General features: G+C 71.3%; 16 protein-coding genes. 5 read left to right on the forward strand and 11 right to left on the reverse strand.

What is annotated here, in order from left to right:
- Positions 1-106 precede the first annotated feature (106 nt).
- Positions 107-1,870 (reverse strand): proteasome ATPase, encoded by a 1,764-nt coding sequence (gene arc / locus ABZS51_RS32910; protein WP_355449290.1) that lies wholly within the window; start codon positions 1,868-1,870, stop codon positions 107-109.
- A gap of 204 nt (positions 1,871-2,074) precedes the next feature.
- On the reverse strand, positions 2,075-2,935 hold the full coding sequence (locus ABZS51_RS32915) for a tRNA (adenine-N1)-methyltransferase (RefSeq protein ID WP_310709044.1): 861 nt from the start codon (positions 2,933-2,935) through the stop codon (positions 2,075-2,077).
- A gap of 55 nt (positions 2,936-2,990) precedes the next feature.
- Between ABZS51_RS32915 and ABZS51_RS32920 the strand changes: the two genes are divergently transcribed.
- Positions 2,991-4,082 (forward strand): GNAT family N-acetyltransferase, encoded by a 1,092-nt coding sequence (locus ABZS51_RS32920; protein ID WP_355449293.1) that lies wholly within the window; start codon positions 2,991-2,993, stop codon positions 4,080-4,082.
- 181 nt (positions 4,083-4,263) lie between these two features.
- Positions 4,264-4,752, forward strand: coding sequence for a hypothetical protein (locus ABZS51_RS32925; protein WP_355449296.1), 489 nt, complete (start codon positions 4,264-4,266; stop codon positions 4,750-4,752).
- A gap of 27 nt (positions 4,753-4,779) precedes the next feature.
- Here the strand turns inward: ABZS51_RS32925 and ABZS51_RS32930 are convergent, their stop codons facing one another.
- Complete coding sequence (locus ABZS51_RS32930; protein ID WP_355449299.1) at positions 4,780-6,402, reverse strand: FHA domain-containing protein; 1,623 nt, start codon at positions 6,400-6,402, stop codon at positions 4,780-4,782.
- A 418-nt stretch (positions 6,403-6,820) separates the two neighbouring features.
- Entirely contained in the window at positions 6,821-7,915 is a 1,095-nt protein-coding gene (locus ABZS51_RS32935) for a site-2 protease family protein (RefSeq protein ID WP_355449323.1), read from the reverse strand.
- A gap of 155 nt (positions 7,916-8,070) precedes the next feature.
- Between ABZS51_RS32935 and ABZS51_RS32940 the strand changes: the two genes are divergently transcribed.
- From ABZS51_RS32940 to ABZS51_RS32950, 3 genes are all read left to right on the forward strand, one after another.
- Positions 8,071-8,931, forward strand: coding sequence for a RecB family exonuclease (locus ABZS51_RS32940; RefSeq protein ID WP_355449302.1), 861 nt, complete (start codon positions 8,071-8,073; stop codon positions 8,929-8,931).
- A 332-nt stretch (positions 8,932-9,263) separates the two neighbouring features.
- On the forward strand, positions 9,264-10,466 hold the full coding sequence (locus ABZS51_RS32945; protein WP_355449305.1) for a sensor histidine kinase: 1,203 nt from the start codon (positions 9,264-9,266) through the stop codon (positions 10,464-10,466).
- Complete coding sequence (locus ABZS51_RS32950; RefSeq protein WP_310709037.1) at positions 10,463-11,146, forward strand: response regulator transcription factor; 684 nt, start codon at positions 10,463-10,465, stop codon at positions 11,144-11,146. Before ABZS51_RS32945 ends, ABZS51_RS32950 begins: the two co-directional genes overlap by 4 nt.
- 57 nt (positions 11,147-11,203) lie before the next feature.
- Here ABZS51_RS32950 and ABZS51_RS32955 read toward each other — a convergent pair whose 3' ends face one another.
- The 7 genes from ABZS51_RS32955 to ABZS51_RS32985 form a co-directional block, all read right to left on the reverse strand.
- Positions 11,204-12,196, reverse strand: a complete 993-nt coding sequence (locus tag ABZS51_RS32955; protein ID WP_355449325.1) for a dipeptide ABC transporter ATP-binding protein — start codon at positions 12,194-12,196, stop codon at positions 11,204-11,206.
- Positions 12,197-12,264: 68 nt separating this feature from the next.
- Positions 12,265-13,293: an ABC transporter ATP-binding protein gene (locus ABZS51_RS32960; protein WP_355449308.1), complete on the reverse strand. Its 1,029-nt coding sequence runs from the start codon at positions 13,291-13,293 to the stop codon at positions 12,265-12,267.
- Positions 13,290-14,303 carry an ABC transporter permease gene (locus ABZS51_RS32965; RefSeq protein ID WP_310709034.1) on the reverse strand — a complete coding sequence of 338 codons (1,014 nt, stop codon included), beginning with the start codon at positions 14,301-14,303 and terminating at the stop codon, positions 13,290-13,292. Before ABZS51_RS32965 ends, ABZS51_RS32960 begins: the two co-directional genes overlap by 4 nt.
- 96 nt (positions 14,304-14,399) lie before the next feature.
- Positions 14,400-16,166, reverse strand: a complete 1,767-nt coding sequence (locus ABZS51_RS32970; protein WP_355449311.1) for an ABC transporter substrate-binding protein — start codon at positions 16,164-16,166, stop codon at positions 14,400-14,402.
- A 58-nt stretch (positions 16,167-16,224) separates the two neighbouring features.
- Positions 16,225-17,223 carry an ABC transporter permease gene (locus ABZS51_RS32975; protein WP_355449314.1) on the reverse strand — a complete coding sequence of 333 codons (999 nt, stop codon included), beginning with the start codon at positions 17,221-17,223 and terminating at the stop codon, positions 16,225-16,227.
- A 314-nt stretch (positions 17,224-17,537) separates the two neighbouring features.
- On the reverse strand, positions 17,538-18,038 hold the full coding sequence (locus ABZS51_RS32980) for a cellulose synthase (protein WP_355449317.1): 501 nt from the start codon (positions 18,036-18,038) through the stop codon (positions 17,538-17,540).
- A 153-nt stretch (positions 18,039-18,191) separates the two neighbouring features.
- A complete protein-coding gene (locus ABZS51_RS32985) occupies positions 18,192-18,836 on the reverse strand; it encodes an HAD family phosphatase (RefSeq protein WP_355449320.1) in 645 nt (214 codons plus the stop codon).
- Positions 18,837-18,901 lie beyond the last annotated feature (65 nt).

Consider the following 18,901-nt stretch of genomic DNA (forward strand, 5'->3'; position numbering starts at 1 on the left):
ACTTCGGTTCCCGCAGTAACAGCTTTCACAGACCGGCGCGCGGGGCGGAATGCGAGAGGGCCGCGCGGGTGAACCGCGCGGCCCTCTTCGAGGTGACGGGACGCGACTACAGGTACTGGCCGGTGTTGGCGACGGTGTCGATGGACCGGCCGGCTTCGGCGCCCTGCTTGCCGGAGACGAGCGTGCGGATGTAGACGATCCGCTCGCCCTTCTTGCCGGAGATGCGGGCCCAGTCGTCGGGGTTGGTGGTGTTGGGCAGGTCCTCGTTCTCGGAGAACTCGTCCACGCAGGCCGTGAGCAGGTGCTGCACCCGCAGGCCCTTCTGGCCGCTTTCGAGGAACTGCTTGATGGCCATCTTCTTGCCCCGGTCGACGATGTTCTGGATCATCGCTCCGGAGTTGAAGTCCTTGAAGTACAGGACCTCCTTGTCGCCGTTGGCGTAGGTCACCTCGAGGAAGCGGTTCTCCTCGCTCTCGGTGTACATGCGCTCGACGACGCTCTGGATCATGCCGTGGATGGTCGCCTCACGGGAGCCGCCGTGCTCGGAGAGGTCCTCCGGGTGGAGCGGCAGGCCGGCCACGAGGTACTTGGAGAAGATGTCCTTGGCCGCCTCGGCGTCCGGCCGCTCGATCTTGATCTTGACGTCCAGGCGGCCGGGCCGCAGGATCGCCGGGTCGATCATGTCCTCGCGGTTGGAGGCGCCGATGACGATGACGTTCTCCAGGCCCTCGACGCCGTCGATCTCCGACAGCAGCTGAGGGACGATGGTGTTCTCCACGTCGGAGGACACGCCCGATCCGCGGGTGCGGAAGATCGAGTCCATCTCGTCGAAGAACACGATGACCGGGGTGCCCTCGGATGCCTTCTCGCGGGCCCGCTGGAAGACCAGGCGGATGTGCCGCTCGGTCTCGCCGACGTACTTGTTGAGCAGCTCGGGGCCCTTGATGTTGAGGAAGAAGCTCTTGCCGGACTGGCCGGTCTTCTCCGCGACCTGCTTGGCCAGGGAGTTGGCGACCGCCTTGGCGATGAGCGTCTTGCCGCAGCCGGGAGGGCCGTAGAGCAGCACGCCCTTGGGCGGGCGCAGCTGGTGCTCGCGGAACAGGTCGGCGTGCAGGTAGGGCAGCTCGATGGCGTCACGGATCTGCTCGATCTGCCGGGACAGTCCGCCGATCTCCTCGTAGGAGATGTCGGGGACCTCCTCCAGCACGAGCTCCTCCACCTCGGACTTGGGGATGCGCTCGTAGACGTAACCCGAGCGGGGCTCCAGCAGGAGCGAGTCACCGGCCCTGATGGGCTGGCCCACCAGCGACTCGGCGAGGCGGACGACGCGCTCCTCGTCGGCGTGCGAGATGACGAGGGCGCGCCTGCCCTCGTCGAGGAGCTCCTTGAGCATGACGATCTCGCCGACCTCTTCGTAGCCGAGGGCTTCGACCACGTTGAGGGCCTCGTTGAGCATGACCTCCTGGCCACGCTTCAGCGAGTCGACGTCGACGGCCGGGCTGACGTTCACCCGCAGCTTGCGGCCGCCGGTGAACACCTCGATCGTGCCGTCTTCTCTGGCCTCCAGGAAGGTGCCGAAACCGGATGGCGGCTGCGCCAGCCGGTCGACCTCCTCCTTGAGGGCGACGATCTGGTCCCGGGCCTCCTTCAACGTGGCGACCAGGCGCTCGTTCTGGCCGGTGACGGCCGCGAGGTTCGCCTGTGCCTCGTGGAGGCGCTCTTCGAGGACTCTGGCCTGACGGGGTGACTCGGCCAGCTTCCGCCTCAGCGCGGTGATCTCCTCTTGGAGGAAGGAGACCTGTGTTGAAAGATCAGCGACCTCCCGTTCGCGCTGCGCGGCTCGAGCCTCTGCATCATCGCGAGCTGCCACGCCCCGTCACCTCCTTCCCAGTCGAGGGCGACTACTTAGGACCTTACCTATCTCGGGCCCCTCCGTAACCTGGCCGGGCAGTGTTCGTAGAGTGACATTCAGTGTTCGGTGAATAATCCTCTGTCGTGCGTTTAATCCTGCCAGCGCGGGAACCCGGCGGCTTGTTCCCGTCTCACGCACCAAAGCATCCCCGTGGCCGAATTGTCATAGTTCCTCGGTGGTTCCCTTCGGTCGTCGGCGACGTGGCGGGGGTGTCACGCCGTCCGCCATGCGGCGGGCGGTGACGAGGAAACCCGTGTGCCCGATCATCCGGTGATCGGGCCGTACAGCGAGTCCTTCGACATGCCAGTCGCGAACCAGGGTCTCCCACGCATGGGGCTCCGTGAAACTCCCGTGATCGCGAATGACCTCGACGGTCTTGGACATCTGCGTCGTCGTGGCCACGTAGCAGCAGATCACTCCCCCGGGCGTCAGCGCCTTGGCGGCGGCGTCCACGCACTCCCACGGGGCCAGCATGTCGAGGATCACCCGGTCCACGTCGACCTCGTCGATCGAGGCCACGAGGTCGCCGACGACCAGCCGCCAGTTGGCCAGCGGCCCGTCCTCCTCGGTGCCGAAGAACTTCTCCACGTTGCCGCGGGCCACGTCGGCGAACTCCTGGCGCCGCTCGTACGAGGTGACGTGCCCCTCGGGGCCGACGGCCCGCAGCAGGAAGCAGGTCAGCGCGCCCGACCCGACGCCGGCCTCGATGACGCGGGCGCCGGGGAAGACGTCGGCCATGCCGACGATCATCGAGGCGTCCTTGGGGTAGATCACGGCGGCGCCGCGCGGCATCGCCAGGGTGTAGTCCTGCAGCAGGTGCCGGAACGCGAGGTACTGGGTGCCGCCGGAGGAGCGCACCACGGAGCCCTCCGGCTGCCCGATCAGCTCGCTGTGGGGGATGGCGCCCTTGTGCGTGTGGAAGACGCCGTCCTGCTTGAGCGTGATCGTGTGGCGCTTGTTCTTGGGGTCGGTGAGCTGCACCTGATCCCCCACCTGGAACGGCCCATGCCTGCGGAAACCCATGGCGGCAAGGTTATAGGGCTTTCGACCGGCCTCTGACGCGCGATATGTATGGGTCATGCTCCCTCGTGCCGTCCTGTCCACCGGTTCCCTCGTCCTGCGCGCCCCCGCGGAGAGCGACGTGGAGGGGATGACCGCCACGGGCGCCGATCCCGTGGCGGCGAGGTTCCTGACCTCGCTGCCGTCGCCGTACACCGAGCGGGACGCCCGCGAGCACCTGGCCGTGGCCGCGCGCAGGTGGGAGGAGGGCGGCGCCGAGTTCACCATCGCGCAGAACGGCGCCTACGCCGGGGGGTTGCGCGTCTCGGCGCCCGACCCGTGGGGGGCGGTCGAGATCGGCTACCTGGTCGCGCCGTGGGCCCGCGGCAAGGGCGTGGCCACGGCGGCCGTGCGGGCGGTGACCGAGTGGCTGTTCGACCAGGGCGTGCACCGGGTCGAGCTGCGGGTCGCGGCCGAGAACGTGGCGTCACTGCGGGTGGCGCTGAAGGCCGGCTTCCGCGAGGAGGGCCGCCGCCGCGACGCCCGGGAGACGCGCGACGGGCGGCTGACGGACGACGTCCTGTTCGGGCGCCTCGCCCTCGACGCGGGCGAGGAGACGCCGCCGTACCTCCCGTTGCTGGAGGGCGGCGAGCTGACGGACGGCGTGGTACGGCTGGTGCCCATCGAGCCCGGCGACACCGAGGACTTCCACCGGATGATGGCCCAGCCCAGTGTGGCGGCCTACGCGATGGGGCCGGCGGCCACGCTGGAGGAGATCGAGCGGCGCTGCCGCAACACCGGCTACTGGTGGGTGACGGCCCAGCGGGCGGAGCTCGCGATCCGCGACGCGGAGTCGGGGGCGTTCGCCGGGCACGTGCAGCTCGCGCACGTGGTGCCGGTCCTGGGGCAGGCCATGGTGGGTTACTCCCTGCTGGAGGAGTTCCGGGGCAGGGGCTTCATGACGCGGACGGTGCGGCTGCTCGTGGACTGGGCGTTCGCGAACACGCCGCTGCACCGGATCACGGCGGGCACGAACGCGCGCAACGGGGCGTCGCACGCGGTGCTCGAGCGGGCGGGGTTCACGCGGGAGTGCGTCCATCGGGAGCTGTTCCCGGCGGCGGACGGCACGCGGGCCGACGACGTCCAGTGGGTACGCCTGCGGTCCCGCTAGCCTGGGCACGCTCCCACATCTGGGCAGAAATCAGACTTTCCCGTTCGGGTCTGGCCAAGCGGCGCGGCGCGGTGAATACTCCGGGTCACCGCACCGGAGACGCGTGCGAAGAGGGCACGCGGTCTCTCCCCCCTCCGCGGAGGGAAACACCTCGATGCCTGCCAACCGCGCTCATGTCGTCGTGCACGAACTCATCCGCTCCTTCTCCTGCCCGGACGCGGCGGCGCTGGCCGACCTGCTGGCCCGCGCCGCGGCCGACGTCTCCGGAACGGGGTACGCCGGCCTCGTCCGGGTGGACCCGCTGCGGGAGGCCGCCCGGGTCGTCCACCTGCACGCTCCCCCGGGCGATCCGCTGGGGGTACGGCCCTGGCTCGCCGAGCCGGGCGTGCTCAAGCTCCTGACCCTCTCGGCGGGGCAGGTGCGCCTGCCCCGGGACGCCACGGTGGGCGAGCCGGGGTTCCTGGCCACGCCCGTGCCCCTGGCCGCCCGCGAGCAGCTGCATCTCTGGGTGGCCGGGCGGGACTTCGGGGACCACGACGAGCACCTGCTCAGCCGGCTCGCCACGGCCGGAGGACGGGCTCTGGAGGCGGCCAGCGGCCTGGAGGCGGCCGCCCGGCTCCTGCGCGGGGTGCACGCCTTCGGCGAGGGCCGTCCGGCGCCCACGCGGTGACGGGGCGCCGGACGGTCACGCGGAGCGTCAGCCCCGGTGGGGCTCGAAGCGCATCGTGCGGGACACGCCGACCCGGACCGTCGTGCCCGGGGCGATCGTGACCGGCTCGTTGGGCGGGATGTCGTAGAAGTTGGGATCGCCCGGCGGCTGGATCTGGGTGCCGTTGACCGAGCCGAGGTCGACCAGGTTGACGTCCCAGCCGTCGAGCGCCACCCGCAGGTGGCGGCGCGAGACCGAGCCGTCGGGGCTGGTGACCTTGGCGGGACGGGCCGAGCCGCCGGCCACCTCGGGGGCGCGCTCGGGGTCGCGGCCCAGGAGGTAGTCGGTCTCCAGCGGCAGCGTGGTGCCGTCGTCCAGGACGAGGACGCCGAGCGACGGGCGGGGCCCCTTGTACGGGACGAGGGTGCGCTGCACCAGGGCGATGCCGCAGACCGCGCAGTACGGCGAGCGGGGGTCGTTGAAGTGGTCGTTCTTGCAGTCGACGCCGTAGACGAGCGGGCGGTCGCCGTGCTCGGGCTGCTCCTGCGCGTGCTGACCCGCCTGGCCCTGTGCCTGGCCCGGCTGTCCCTGACCCTGGTGGTCGAACGGGCCCGGCTGGTCGAACGGGCCCTGCTGGTCGAACGGGCCCTGCTGGTCGAAGGGGTCGGACGGCGGTCCGGAGGGCTGGGCGGGCTCGAAGTAGTCGGGCACCGCCGACAGGTGCGCGCCTGGCTGCGGCTCGTACGGCTCGGGCTGCCCCGGCTGGTCGTAGGAGTCGCCGGCGCCGTTGGGGGTGTGGACGGGCTCGTCGTAGCTCGGGTAGCCGGACTGCGGCTGCTCGTGGGGCGGCTGGAACGGCGAGGCCGGCGACTGCTCGGCCGGCGACGGCGGGTAGCCCGCACCGCCCGCGGACGCTCCGGCGCCGGAGGGCTCCGGCGGCGCGGACGCCTGCGAGGACGCGGGCGAGGATGCGGGCGAGTGCGCGGCCGGGGCTGCCTGGGGCCCCGACGGCGGTCCCGGCTGGTAGGAGGGCGCCTGCTGCGCGGGCGCCGGCGGCTGGTCGCCCGACATGGGGTAGGGCGGCATGTTGACCGGGGCGCGCTCGGGCGCCGGCGGCTGGACGAGGTCGGGCTCCATGTACAGGCCCGTGTTGGGCAGCTCGCTGGTGAGCGGCCCGGACGGGGCGGGCGCGGCCTGGTCGCCGAAGTCGCCCGCCAGGCCGCCGCCGTGGACCACGCCGCCGTCGAAGCGGACCGCGGGGTGCGGGGTGCCGGCGCCGGGCAGGGTCAGCTCGACCCGCTGGACCGGGCCGCCGATGAGCCGGTCGGCCCAGGTCAGCGAGTCGCTGCCGGCCAGCCTGGTCTGGCCGTCCGCGGTGGTGATGACGGCCGCGGCCGAGCCGCTGACCAGCACGGCGACGCCGCCGTCGCTGACCGGTCCGGCCACCGCGCAGGTGGCGGGGTCGCCCGTCATGTTGGCGGCGAGCACCTGGGCCGCGCGCCTGGCGAGGGCCCGGCCGTCGCCGCCGGAGGCGGCCGTCGAGCGCAACGCCTCGAGCAGGTCGCCGGCCGCGCTCTCGCCCGCGTCGCAGGCGAGCAGCAGCCCGCCGAGGTAGGCGACGAGGCCGTCCCCGGGAAGCGGACGCACCACGCCGAAGCCCTGGTCGGTCATGAGCCCTCCTTCACGCCGACGGTGCTGCGCTCGCGCTCAACGGTGCCCTCGCTGCGCTCGGTCACTCAACTCTCCTCCCCGGAAGCCGGCGACATCACGGCGCCCGCACTGCATTACGGCACCCGCACTGCCGTGCCGGCCACCAGCCCTTACGCGTCCCAGTGGCGGGGCGGCGCCGCGGCGGGGCGGTGCCGATCCGCCGGATCGTCGGATCGTCGGGCCGCGGCGAACCCCTCCGGTCTGTGAGTTCGGCCAAACGGAACACTATCGGCCAGCCGTCGCATCCTCGAATCGCCGGGGTGGGATCGGGCCGGCACGCATCCGGCCTGATCACCAGTTACGACACTAGCCGGGGGCTGCCCGTTATTCGAGTGGGACAAATCAGACGCTCGGGCGGGGACACGGGTCGCGGGGGCGGTCAGACGCCGGCGAAGACGCGGTTGACGTCGGCCGTGGCGAGGACGCCGTAGATCTCGCCGGTCCGCTCCACCAGCAGGTACTCCGCCGCGGGGGTCTCCCGCATGGCGTCGATGAGGGGCTCGCCGGTCAGGTCGGCGGCGAGCACCATGGACGGCTCCAGCGACTTGGCCAGGGACGAGACGCTCACCCACGGGCGACGGTGCTCGGGGGTGGCCTGGACGGCGGCCTCGTTGACGATGGCGACGGGCCGGCCGTCGTGGTCGACGACGACGAGCGCGCCGGCCCGCCGCTCGCCGGCCTGGCGCAGCGCCTCGGCCAGCGGCGTGTCGGAGCTGACGGGGATGGCCCGGCGGGCCAGGGCGCGGGCGTCGACCTGTGGGATGCGGGCGCGGATGCGGGCCATGCGCAGCGACTGCGAGGCGCCCATCCAGATGAACGAGGCCAGCACCAGCGGCCAGATCATGCCCGTGGGATCGACCTTCTGACCGTTCATGGTGACCATGGCCAGCGGCGCGAGGACGAGCAGCACGGCCAGGACGCGGCCGCCCCAGGCGGCGGCGATGGTGCCGGTGCCGGGCCGGCGGGTGAGCTTCCACACCCCGGCGCGCAGCATCCGGCCGCCGTCGAGCGGCAGGCCGGGCAGGAGGTTGAAGACGCCGACGATGAGGTTGGACACCCAGAGCTGCCAGACCAGCTCCTGGGGGATGCCGCCGCCGTTGACGAGGTACAGGTCGGCGAGCAGGCCGGCGCCGCCGAGCACCAGCGAGAGCGCGGGCCCCGCCGCGGCGATCATGAACTCCTTGCCCGGCGTGGGCGGCTCCTTCTCGATCTCGGACACACCGCCGAGCAGGTAGAGCGTGATGCGGCGCACCGGCAGGCCGTAGGCCTTGGCCAGGACGCTGTGGGCCAGCTCGTGCAGCAGGACCGAGACGTACAGCAGGACCGCGAAGACGAAGGCGACGGCGTAGGCGGCGGGGGCGTCGAGCTCGGGCAGCGTGCCGCGCACGCGTTCGCCGTACATCCAGGTGATGAAGGCGGCGATGATGAACCACGTCCAGGAGACGTAGACCGGGATGCCGAACGGCCTCCCCATCCTCAGGCCGGAGAACTCCTGCTGGGGACTCTGCTCGCTCACCGAACTCCTCGCCGTCCGTCAAAGGGTGCCGCTGCCTCGATGCTACGCGCCGGACGGGGTGATCCCGTTTTCACGGCCCCATTCTGTCGGGGGATTGACCTAGAGTGCGGTGCATGACGTTGACCGATCCGGTGATCATCGGAGCTCTCTCCCCGTCCCGGGCGGGCGACTTCATGACGTGTCCCCTTCTCTACCGGTTCCGGGTGATCGACCAGTTGCCGGAGCGGCCGTCACAGGCGGCGGTGCGCGGCACGGTGGTCCACGCGGTGCTGGAGCGGCTCTACGACCTGCCCGCCCCCGGCCGCTCGGTCCGGGCGGCTCTGGAGCTGCTGGAGCCCCAGTGGCGGCGGTTGCTCGACGAGGAGCCCCAGTACGCGGAGATGTTCGCCGACGATGCCGAGCAGGCCGCGTGGCTGGCGCAGGCGCGGGGCATGCTGGAGCGCTACTTCACCCTGGAGGACCCGACCCGGCTGGAGCCGGCCGAGCGCGAGCTGTACGTCGAGGCGGTGCTGGAGGGCGGGCTGATGCTGCGCGGCTACGTCGACCGGCTCGACGTCGCGCCGAGCGGCGAGGTGCGGGTGGTCGACTACAAGACGGGCAGCGCGCCGGGGCCCGACTTCGAGGCCAAGGCGCTGTTCCAGATGAAGTTCTACGCGCTGGTGCTGTGGCGGCTGCGCGGCGAGGTGCCGAGGCTGCTCCAGCTCGTCTACCTGGGCGGCGGCGGCGAGGTGCTGCGGTACGCGCCCGACGAGGCCGACCTGCTGGCCACCGAGCGCAAGGTGCGGGCGCTGTGGGCGGCGATCGAGCGGGCGCTGCGGTCGGGCGAGTGGCGGGCGCGGCGCAGCCGGCTGTGCGACTGGTGCGATCACCAGGCGCTGTGCCCGGAGTTCGGCGGGACCCCGCCGCCGGTGCCCGCCCGCCAGCCGGGCGACACGGTGCGCCGCAACCGCCGGGCGGCGACCGACGAGCTCTAGCGGGACCTGGTCACCCGAACAGGGCCGCCGTGCTCCAGCGGGACCTGACCGCCGGAGCAGGCCCGCCGGAGCAGGGCCGCCGGAGCAGGGCCGCCGGGTCTGGCCTGCCGCCGAGCCCTGGCCGCTCTCGGCCCGCCGGTGGCCCACGGGGGGCCTCTGGTGGGAGGTCCGGTTCCTCCCCTGGGAGGAGGTTCGCGGGGCCGCCCGGGCCTACAGTGGCAGGCACCCGCCCCCGTGGTGGGCCGGAGCGGCGACCTCACGCGGGGAGGGTCGACCGTGTCCCAGGGGTTCGCGCCCCGCCACCATCCCCGGAGGCGTCCTGGGAGCCTGTGGTGAGAGTGTGGGGCCGGGCGGGGCGGGACCGGCGGGTGCCGGTCCGGGACGCCCTGCCGGCCGTGCTCGTGGCCGGGGCGTCGGTGGTGCTGTTCAGCGTCCACGGTCGTGGGCAGCTCGGCGGGCAGGGCGTCCCGGTCGAGGGGCTGCGGGAGCCGGACGCGCTCGGGGTGGCGCTCCTGCTGCTGGCGTGCGTGCCCGTCGCGGTGCGCAGGCGATGGCCGCTGACCGGCCTGTGCGCGGCCCTGCTGCCCGAGACGGCCTTGGAGGGACTCGGGTACGGCACGGGACTGACGGGCGTCGCCGGCCTGGTGATGCTGTACTCGGTGGCCGCCTACCGGGGTCTGGCGGTGGCGCTGGGGGGCCTGGCCGTGTCCGTGGTGCTGTACACGGCGTCGATGGCGGCGGGGGCGGGCCCCCCGGCGGCCTGGAGCGGCCACCTGGTGATGATCGTGGCGCTGCTGGCGGTGTGGGGCGTGGGCCGGAGCCTGCGGCTGCGGCGCGCGTACATGGCGGAGCTGAAGGACCGCGCGGCGCGTCTGGAGCGGGCGCGGGCGGCCGACCGGCGGGCGGCCCGCGCCGAGGAGCGGTCCCGGATCGCGCGGGAGCTGCACGACGTGGTGGCGCACCACGTGAGCGTGATGACCGTGCAGGCGTCGGCGGCGCGCCGGGTGCTGGCCTCGGACCCCGAGCTGGCCGGTGAGGCGCTGTCGGCGATCGAGGAGACGGGCCGGATGGCGCTGACCGAGATGCGGAACATCGTCGGGGTGCTGCGGGCGGGCGCGCGGGCGGAGCTGGGGCCGCAGCCGGGCACCCGGGACCTGCCGGCCCTGGTGGAGCAGATGCGGGAGGCGGGGCTGGCGACCGGGCTGACGGTGCAGGGCCCGCCGGGGCCGATCCCGGCCGGTGTGGACCTGGCCGCGTACCGGCTGGTGCAGGAGGGGCTGACGAACGCGCTGCGGCACGCGGGCGCGGGCGCGACGGCGCGGGTGACCGTGCGGCACGAGCCGCACGAGCTGGACGTCCGCGTCGAGGACGACGGGCGCGGCCCGGACGGCGGGTGGGGCGCGGACGGGACCGGGCATGGATTGGTGGGGATTCGCGAGCGTGTGGCGCTCTATGGTGGAATTCTCAGCATCGGCCCGAGGCCAGGGGGCGGTTTCGAGGTGCGGGCGAGGTTCCCCCTGAAGGACGGACAATGACGATCAGAGTGCTGCTGGTGGACGACCAGCCGCTGCTGCGCACGGGATTCCGCCTGATCCTCGAGGCCGAGCCGGACATCACGGTCGTGGGGCAGGCCGGTGACGGCAAGGACGCCCAGGACCAGACGCGGGCCCTGCTGCCGGACGTGGTCCTGATGGACATCCGGATGCCGGGGGTCGACGGGATCGAGGCGACCCGGCGGATCGTGCGGGAGGCGGCGCCGGGGGCGCACGTGCCGAAGGTGCTGGTGCTGACCACGTTCGACCTCGACGAGTACATCGTGGAGGCGCTGCGGTCGGGGGCGTCCGGGTTCCTGCTGAAGGACGTGCCGCCGGACGAGCTGGTGCAGGCGATCCGCGTGGTCGCGGCGGGCGAGGCGATCGTCGCGCCGAGCGTGACACGGCGGCTGCTGGACCGGTTCGCGGCGCGGCTGCCCTCGGCCTACGAGCAGCCCGCCCCGGCGCGGGTGGACCGGCTGACGGAGCGCGAGCTGGAGGTGCTGCGGCTCATCGCCAAGGGCATGTCCAACGCGGAGATCGCGGCCAAGCTCGTGGTGAGCGAGACGACGGTGAAGACGCACGTGGGCAACGTGCTGACGAAGCTCGGGCTGCGCGACCGGGTGCAGGCCGTGGTGCTGGCGTACGAGACCGGGCTGATCACTCCGGGGGCCCTGTCCTAGCGGCGTGCACGACCGCCCGCCCCCGGCAGGTGGGGAGGCGGGCGGTGCGGCCGGGTGTCAGGCCGTGACCGGCTCTTCCTTGCCGGCGGCGGGCACGTCCGGGGCGTTCTCCGGGAAGTGGCAGGCGACGCGGTGCCCGGTGGCCAGCTCCGCCAGCGGCGGCTCGACCTTCTTGCAGATGTCCTGCGCCTTCCAGCAGCGGGTGTGGAAGCGGCAGGCGGGCGGCGGGTTGAGCGGGCTGGGCACGTCGCCGGTCAGGCGGATGCGCTCGCGCCCGGCGCGTCCGCGCGGGTCGGGCACGGGCACGGCCGACATCAGGGCGTTGGTGTACGGGTGCATGGGCGCGGCGTACAGGCTCTTGCGGTCGGCGATCTCGACGATCTTGCCGAGGTACATGACGGCCACGCGGTCGCTGATGTGGCGGACCACCGACAGGTCGTGCGCGATGACCACGTACGTGAGGTCCAGCTCGTTCTGCAGGTCCTCCAGCAGGTTGACGACCTGAGCCTGGATGGACACGTCCAGGGCCGACACCGGCTCGTCGGCGATGATGAGCTTCGGCTTGAGCGCGAGCGTGCGGGCGATGCCGATGCGCTGCCGCTGGCCGCCGGAGAACTCGTGCGGGTAGCGGTTGTAGTGCTCGGGGTTGAGGCCGACGAGTTCGAGGATCTCCTGGACGGCCTTCTTGATGCCGTTGTCGGTCTGGACGCCCTGGATGCGGAACGGGGCGCCGACGATGGCGCCGACCGTGTGGCGGGGGTTCAGCGACGAGTACGGGTCCTGGAAGATCATCTGCATGTCGCGCCGGAGCGGGCGCAGCCTGCCCTGGCTCATGTGCGTGATGTCGCGGCCCTCGAACAGGACCTGGCCGGCCGTGGGCTCCAGCAGCCGGGTCACCAGGCGGCCCGTGGTGGACTTGCCGCAGCCCGACTCCCCCACCAGGCCGAGCGTCTCGCCCTTGTAGACGTCGAAGCTGATGCCGTCGACGGCCTTGACGGCGCCGACCTGCCGCTTGAGCAGGCCCTTGGTGACGGGGAAGTGCTTCTCCATGTCCCGGACGGACAGGAGCGGGTCGCCCTGCCGGGCGGGCTCGGTCGCGGGCGGGGTCTGGGGCTCGCTCACTGGGTCTCCAGCACTGGCTTGATCTCGGTCTCCCACAGGGTGCGCCGCTCGGCCGGGCTCATGTGGCAGCGCACGAGGTGGCCGCCCTCGGTCTCGGCGAGCGCCGGCACCTCCGTGTCGGCCCTGCCGCCGGTCCGCTCCGCGTACGGGCAGCGCGGGTGGAAGGCGCAGCCGGGCGGCACGTTGATGAGCGACGGCGGGCTGCCCTTGATCGGGAGGAGCCGCTCGGTGGGCTCGCGGTCGAGGCGGGGCATGGATCCCAGCAGACCCCAGGTGTAGGGGTGCTCGGGACGGTAGAAGATGTCCTCCGCCGTGCCGTACTCGATGCACTTGCCGCCGTACATGACGAGGATGTCGTCGGACAGCTCGGCGACCACGCCCAGGTCGTGGGTGATGATGATGAGCGCGGAGTCGAACTCGCGCTGCAGGTCCCGCATGAGGTCCAGGATCTGGGCCTGCACGGTGACGTCCAGCGCGGTGGTCGGCTCGTCGGCGATGAGCAGCTCGGGGTCGCACGAGAGCGCCATGGCGATCATGGCGCGCTGGCGCATGCCGCCGGAGAACTCGTGCGGGTAGGCGTCCACCCGGCGGGCCGGCTCCGGGATGCCGACGCGGCCCAGCATGTCCACGGCGTGCTTCCTGGCCACGGACTTGGAGACGTTGTGGTGGATGCGGTACGCCTCGATGATCTGGTCGCCCACGGTGTAGAAGGGGTGCATCGCCGACAGCGGATCCTGGAAGATCATCGCCATCTTCTTGCCGCGCAGGCCGCGCACGTGCTCCTGGGAGGCGCCGACCAGCTCCTCGCCGTCGAGCCAGATCTCGCCGGAGATGTCGGCGCCCCTGCCCTTGTGCAGGCCGAGGATGCCGAGGCTGGTGACGGACTTGCCGGAGCCGGACTCGCCGACGATGCCGAGCGTCTTGCCCCGTTCGAGGCTGAAGGTCAGCCCGTCCACGGACCTGACCAGGCCGTCGTCGGTCGGGAAGTGGATCTTCAGGTCTTTGACATCGAGAAAGGGGGTCACGCCAGCCTCACCCTCGGGTCGACGACCGCGTAGAGCAGGTCCACGATCAGGTTGGCCAGGATGATGAAGGTCGCCGCGAGCAGCGTGACGCCCATCACCTGGGGGAGGTCGTTGTTGCTGATGGCGTCCACGGCGTACTTGCCGATGCCGGGCAGGGAGAACGTGCTCTCGGTCAGCACCGCGCCGCCGAGCAGCAGTCCCAGGTCGAGGCCGAACATCGTGAGCACGGGCGTGAGCGTGGCGCGCAGGCCGTGTTTGAGCACCACGACCCGCTCGGGCAGGCCCTTGGCCCTGGCGGTCCTGATGTAGTCCTCGGACATGGTCTCCAGCATGCCGGCGCGGGTGAGCCGGGCGTAGCCGGCCGCGTACAGGAAGGCCAGCGTGACCCACGGCAGGATCAGGTTGTTGGCCCAGGTGAACGGGTCCTCGGTGAGCGGCACCCAGTCGGCCACGTCGCCGACCAGGCCGAGCTGGTCGCGGAAGATGGCCAGCGAGACGATGCCGGTGAAGAAGATGGGCAGGGACACGCCGGCCAGGGCGATGCCCATGGAGACGCGGTCGAAGAAGCTGCCCCGCTTGAGCGCGGACACCACGCCGGTCGCCACGCCGAAGATGACCCACACGACGGCCGCGCCGAGTGCCAGCGACAGCGTGATCGGCAGCCGGTTGAGCAGGTCGGGCAGGACCGGGTTCTGGGACACGTAGGAGTAGCCCAGGCAGGGGGCCGGGCAGTGCTCGATGCCGGGGCCGTAGTTGCGGTCGACGCCGACGAAGATGCCCTTAACGAACCGGCCGTACTGCACGATGATCGGGTCGTTGAAGCCCAGCCGGATGGCTGTGTCGTGGATGACCTGGGCGTTGGCCGCCTTGCCCACGTACCGGGAGGCGAGGTCGTCAGCGGACATCCCAGCGAGCCGAGGCACGAGGAAGAAGATGGCGAACGTCGCGATGCTCACCACGAAGAGCAGCATGACGGCCGCTACCAACCGTCTGAGAATGTATGTCACCACTGATCTCGGCCACGGCGGCCGGGCCTTGTGGGCCCGGCCGCCCAAGCCTTCACCTGCTTTCGACGGACGTTCCTGCGGGATTGCCCCGGCCGGGTGCTACTGGGTGCTCAGCGTGAGGAACTCGTACATGCCCCAGTTCTGGCTGACGAAGACGTTCTTCAGCGTGGGCGGCCGGTAGAACAGGCCGTGCGCCCACACGTAGGGCAGGATGAACGCCGAGTCCATGACCTGCTTGTCCACCGCGGCCCAGATGGCGCCGCGCTTGGTGGCGTCCGTCTCGGCCGCCGCCTGGTCGATCAGCTCGTCGATCTTGGGGTCCTTCACGCCGAGGTTGGTGTTACCGGCGGGACGGATGACCCGGCTGTCGACGATCTGCTGGAAGAAGCCGAAGCCCTCGGGGTAGTCGGCGCCCCAGCCGTAGACGATGAGGCCCAGGCCGTTCTTCTTGGCGAAGTCGGGCTTGCCGGCGTACAGCTTGAAGTAGTCACCCTGCGGGTAGCCCTTGACGTCCAGCTTGATGCCCACGCGGGCGAGCGACTGCTGCAGCGCCTCGGCGGTCTGCTTCTCGGCGGCGCGCTCGTTGCGGAAGGAGATGGTGGTGCTGAAGCCGTTCGGCTGGCCGCAGGCCGCCAGCTCCTCCTTGGCCTTCTCGACGTTGCCGCCGGGGTTGGCCTCGACGCCGTACGGGTCGATCTTCTGGTAGCCGGTCATCTTCGGCGGCATGAGGCTCAGGGCGACGTCGCCGCCGGCGTCGGGGCCGCCGTAGGCGCCCTGGATGGCCGAGCGGTCGGCCGCGTAGAGGACCGCCTTGCGGCAGTGGATGTTGTCGAACGGCTTGACGTCACCGTTGATGTTGGTGAACCAGGTCCGGTCGATCAGGGCCGAGTCGGCGTACTGCTTGACCTTGTCGTCGGTCAGGACCGTCTTGCGGGCGTTGGCGGCCACGCCGGTGCTGTTGACCTTGACGTCGATCTTGCCGGACAGCAGGCGCTGGTCGAGGTCGTCCTCGTTCTGGCCGAGCAGCACCTCGATGGAGTCGTTGAGCTGCTTGCGGTTCGGGTCGGTCGCCGGGTCCCAGTTCGGGTTCTTCACGAGCTCGATGCGCTTGGTGAGCTCGTGCGACTTGAACATGTACGGGCCCGTCGAGACCGGGTGCTCCTTGTACTTGGAGCCGGTGTCCTTGGCCTCGGGCACGGGGGCCGTCTGCGGGAGCATGGCGAAGTAGTCGAAACCGCCGTACGGCTTCTTCAGGTGGAAGACGATCGTCCGGTCGTCGGGCGTCTCGACGCCCTTCCAGTCGTCGAGCTTGCCCTTCATCTTGTACGGGCCCGTGTAGTCGCCCGTGTCGAGCCAGTCGTTGAAGTAGGTGGGGCCGCTGGGCAGGATGTCCTTGTCCAGCGAGCGGGCCACGGCGTACTTCACGTCCTTGGACGTCACCGGGGTGCCGTCCTCGAACTTCACGCCCTCGCGCAGCTTGTACGTCCAGGTCTTGCCGCCGTCGCTGGGCTTGCCCAGGTCCTCGGCGAGGTCGCCGACGAGCTGCAGGCCCTCCTCGCCCGGCACCGGCTTGAACATGGTCAGCGCGCGCGTGTAGAAGCGGGAGAAGTTCCACGCGTAGCCGTAGTACTGGTCGCCCGGGTCCACCGAGTCGAAGTCGCCGGGCATGCCCATCCGGAGCGTGCCGCCGGTCTTCGTCGACGGGTTGACGACCTGCGTCACCGCCGCGTTGTACTGGCTGGCGGGGGCCGCGTCACTGCCGCCGGAGGAGCTCTTGGAGCCACCGCCACCGCCGCCGCACGCGGAGACGACCAGGGCGAGAGCGGCGGTCGTTGCGACCGCCGACGCCGTTGATCTTATCTTCATGGACCTGACACACCCCTTGATCTAGGAGTTCGTAGAACTTTCGGAAACCTCACGAGGTCTATCGCGCCTTGGGGTCGAAAGCGTCCCTGAGGCCGTCACCGAGCAGGTTGAACGCCAGCACGGTGACGAAGATCGCGAGACCGGGGAAGAGCATGAAGTTCGGCGCGACGTCGTAGTTGTGCACGGCCTCGGCGAGCATGCCTCCCCACGTCGGGGTCGGCGGCCGCACGCCCACGCCCAGGAAGGACAGCGCGGCCTCGAACAGGATGTTCGACGGGATCAGCAGCGTCGAGTAGACGAGGATCGGCGCGATCAGGTTGGGCAGGATCTCCTTGAACAGGATCACGTGGTTGCGCGCGCCGAGGCTGCGGGCGGCGTCGACGAACTCGCGTTCGCGCAGCGTGAGGGTCTGTCCGCGGATGATGCGCCCGATGTAGGGCCAGTTGAAGAAGCCGATGATGAACACCAGCAGGCTGATCCTCAGTGTGTCGCCCGACATGCCGAAGGCCTTGTCGGGGATCACCCCCGCCAGCGCCAGCGCGAAGACCAGCAGCGGGAAGGCCAGGAAGATGTCCATGAGCCGGCTGATGACGGTGTCGATCCAGCCGCCGAAGAATCCGGCGATCATCCCGAACACGGTGCCGAGCACCACGCAGAGCAGGGTCGCGAAGAACGCGATCAGCAGGGAGATGCGGGCTCCGTACAGGATGCGGCTGAACAGGTCGCGGCCCGTGGTCGGCTCGACGCCGAAGAGGAAGTCCCAGCTCATGCCGCCGAAGGCGCCGATCGGCGCCTGGATGGCCGGGTCGATCTTCTCCCGGTGCCACTCGGCCGGAGGGTGGCCGAGCCAGGAGACCAGCAGCGGCGCGAAGATCGCGACCAGGATCAGCAGGATGATGACGATGCCGCCCACCATGGCGACACGATCGCGCTTGAGGCGCATCCACGCGATCTGGCCGAGCGAACGCCCCTGGATGGCCTTGCGGTCCGCGCCGGCCGTGACCGCTTCCGGAGCGGCCTGCGACACGGATTCGGGCACGTCGAGCGGTGCGGTCATGCGCCCTCCCGTTGCGGCGCCGCGGGGCGCGCGAAGGCTCGCGTGACCGAGGAACTGCGCATGCGGTTCATGCCCCCTGGGTTGCAGACGACGACGTCCGTGCCGGACACCGTCCGATCTGGTGGCATCCGTGAGATCAGAGACCGCACGTCACGGCCCCAGGGTGCAGAATCTATGCCTTGAGCTGCGCTGACCAGCCCCCAGGGGCGCGATGTGGCTCAACTGTGACTGACGCGAAACTCATTCGTATTGATCTTGAACGGGATGTCAGGGCGGCATTCCGATTGTGTCGCAGATCTGTGACACAAGCCCGGTCACTTGATGCCGCGGCGCCGGAGGATGTCCTCGATGTCGGAGAAGTCTTCGTCGCTCTTGCGCTTCGGGGTCGCCTCGACCGCAGGCTTGCCCGGCTGCGCGGGCCGCCCTGCGGCGCCCTCCTGGCCGGTCGCGGCCTGCCCCGTCACCTCTTCCCGGCGTGCCTTGCGGCCCTTGCGCGAGCCGCCCTCGCGGGCCAGCACGCGGCCCCGCATCACGCCGGAGACCACGAACAGCACCACGGACAGCCCGGCCACCGCGACACCGGCCCATACCAGCGGGTTGAGCACCAGGCTGGTGACGAACCCGACGACCGTCGCGCCGATCGTCCACAACGCCTGCAACGCGCCGGTCAGGTACGCGGCCACGGGCAGCAGCGCCCACGCCGCCGCGCGCATGCCCGCCGCCGCGCCCCTGCGGCGGAAGGCCAGGAAGCTGAGCACCAGCCCCGCGATGGTCAGTCCTGCGCACAGCGCCATCCACGGGATCTGTTCGAACATTCCGGCCGCCGCCCCTCGTCTCGACTACGCCTTCCATCCTGGCACGCGGACACCGGCCGGGCGCTCCTCCGCGAGGACCACTTCCCCCTTAGGGGAAGGAGCCGGAGAGCTCAGGGACGCCCCGCGGGGATCTCCCCCGGCGACCGGGGAGGGTCAGGCGGGGACGAGGGCGCGGAGGTCGGCGATCGTGACCGAGGTGAGCGAGGGGACGACCAGGCGGCCCGGGGCGGGCTCGACCGGCAGGACGCTCGGCACCGCCACCACCGCGCAGCCGGCCGCCGTGGCGGCCGCCACGCCCGTGGGAGAGTCCTCCAGCACCACGCAGCGAACCGGCTGCACGCCGAGCAGCCGCGCCGCCGTCAGGTACGGCTCCGGGTCCGGCTTGGTACGGGTCACGTCGTCGGCGGTGACGACCGCGTCGAAGCGCTCGCGGCCCACACCCTTGAGCACCGCGTCCGCGATGTCCTTCAGCGAGGACGTGACCAGGGCCACCGGGACACCCTCGGCGCGCAGCCCGTCGAGCAGCTCGGAGGCGCCCGGCATGATCCGCACCCCCTCGGACAGGGCGGCGACCATGCCGTCGACCATCCACTGCCACAGAGTCGCCGCAGGCACGTCCGCGCCCGACACCTGGATCATGTAGTCGACCGTGCGCTGCATGGAGCCGCCCACGAGGTGTGCCTGGTGCTCGGCGGTCCAGGCGGCGCCGAGCCGGGCCATCACGCCGGTCTCGATCTCCAGCCACACCTTCTCGGTGTCGACGAGGAGGCCGTCCATGTCGAAGAAGGCGGCTTGCATGCGGCTCCGATCGGTCGCTGACGGGTGCCGGGGGGGCCGCGGGGGGGGGGGGGGCCCCGGAGGGA

The sequence above is a fragment of the Nonomuraea sp. NPDC005501 genome (assembly GCF_040605905.1).
In the GTDB taxonomy this organism is placed as follows: domain Bacteria; phylum Actinomycetota; class Actinomycetes; order Streptosporangiales; family Streptosporangiaceae; genus Nonomuraea.

Bases quoted from the DNA above. Each gene is read 5' to 3' on its own strand.
- ABZS51_RS32915 (WP_310709044.1), bottom strand. From the start codon at position 2,935: ATGGGTTTCCGCAGGCATGGGCCGTTCCAGGTGGGGGATCAGGTGCAG.
- ABZS51_RS32920 (WP_355449293.1), top strand. From the start codon at position 2,991: ATGCTCCCTCGTGCCGTCCTGTCCACCGGTTCCCTCGTCCTGCGCGCC.
- ABZS51_RS32930 (WP_355449299.1), bottom strand. From the start codon at position 6,402: ATGACCGACCAGGGCTTCGGCGTGGTGCGTCCGCTTCCCGGGGACGGC.
- ABZS51_RS32935 (WP_355449323.1), bottom strand. From the start codon at position 7,915: ATGGGGAGGCCGTTCGGCATCCCGGTCTACGTCTCCTGGACGTGGTTC.
- ABZS51_RS32940 (WP_355449302.1), top strand. From the start codon at position 8,071: ATGACGTTGACCGATCCGGTGATCATCGGAGCTCTCTCCCCGTCCCGG.
- ABZS51_RS32950 (WP_310709037.1), top strand. From the start codon at position 10,463: ATGACGATCAGAGTGCTGCTGGTGGACGACCAGCCGCTGCTGCGCACG.
- ABZS51_RS32955 (WP_355449325.1), bottom strand. From the start codon at position 12,196: ATGGAGAAGCACTTCCCCGTCACCAAGGGCCTGCTCAAGCGGCAGGTC.
- ABZS51_RS32970 (WP_355449311.1), bottom strand. From the start codon at position 16,166: ATGAAGATAAGATCAACGGCGTCGGCGGTCGCAACGACCGCCGCTCTC.
- ABZS51_RS32975 (WP_355449314.1), bottom strand. From the start codon at position 17,223: ATGACCGCACCGCTCGACGTGCCCGAATCCGTGTCGCAGGCCGCTCCG.
- ABZS51_RS32980 (WP_355449317.1), bottom strand. From the start codon at position 18,038: ATGTTCGAACAGATCCCGTGGATGGCGCTGTGCGCAGGACTGACCATC.
- ABZS51_RS32985 (WP_355449320.1), bottom strand. From the start codon at position 18,836: ATGCAAGCCGCCTTCTTCGACATGGACGGCCTCCTCGTCGACACCGAG.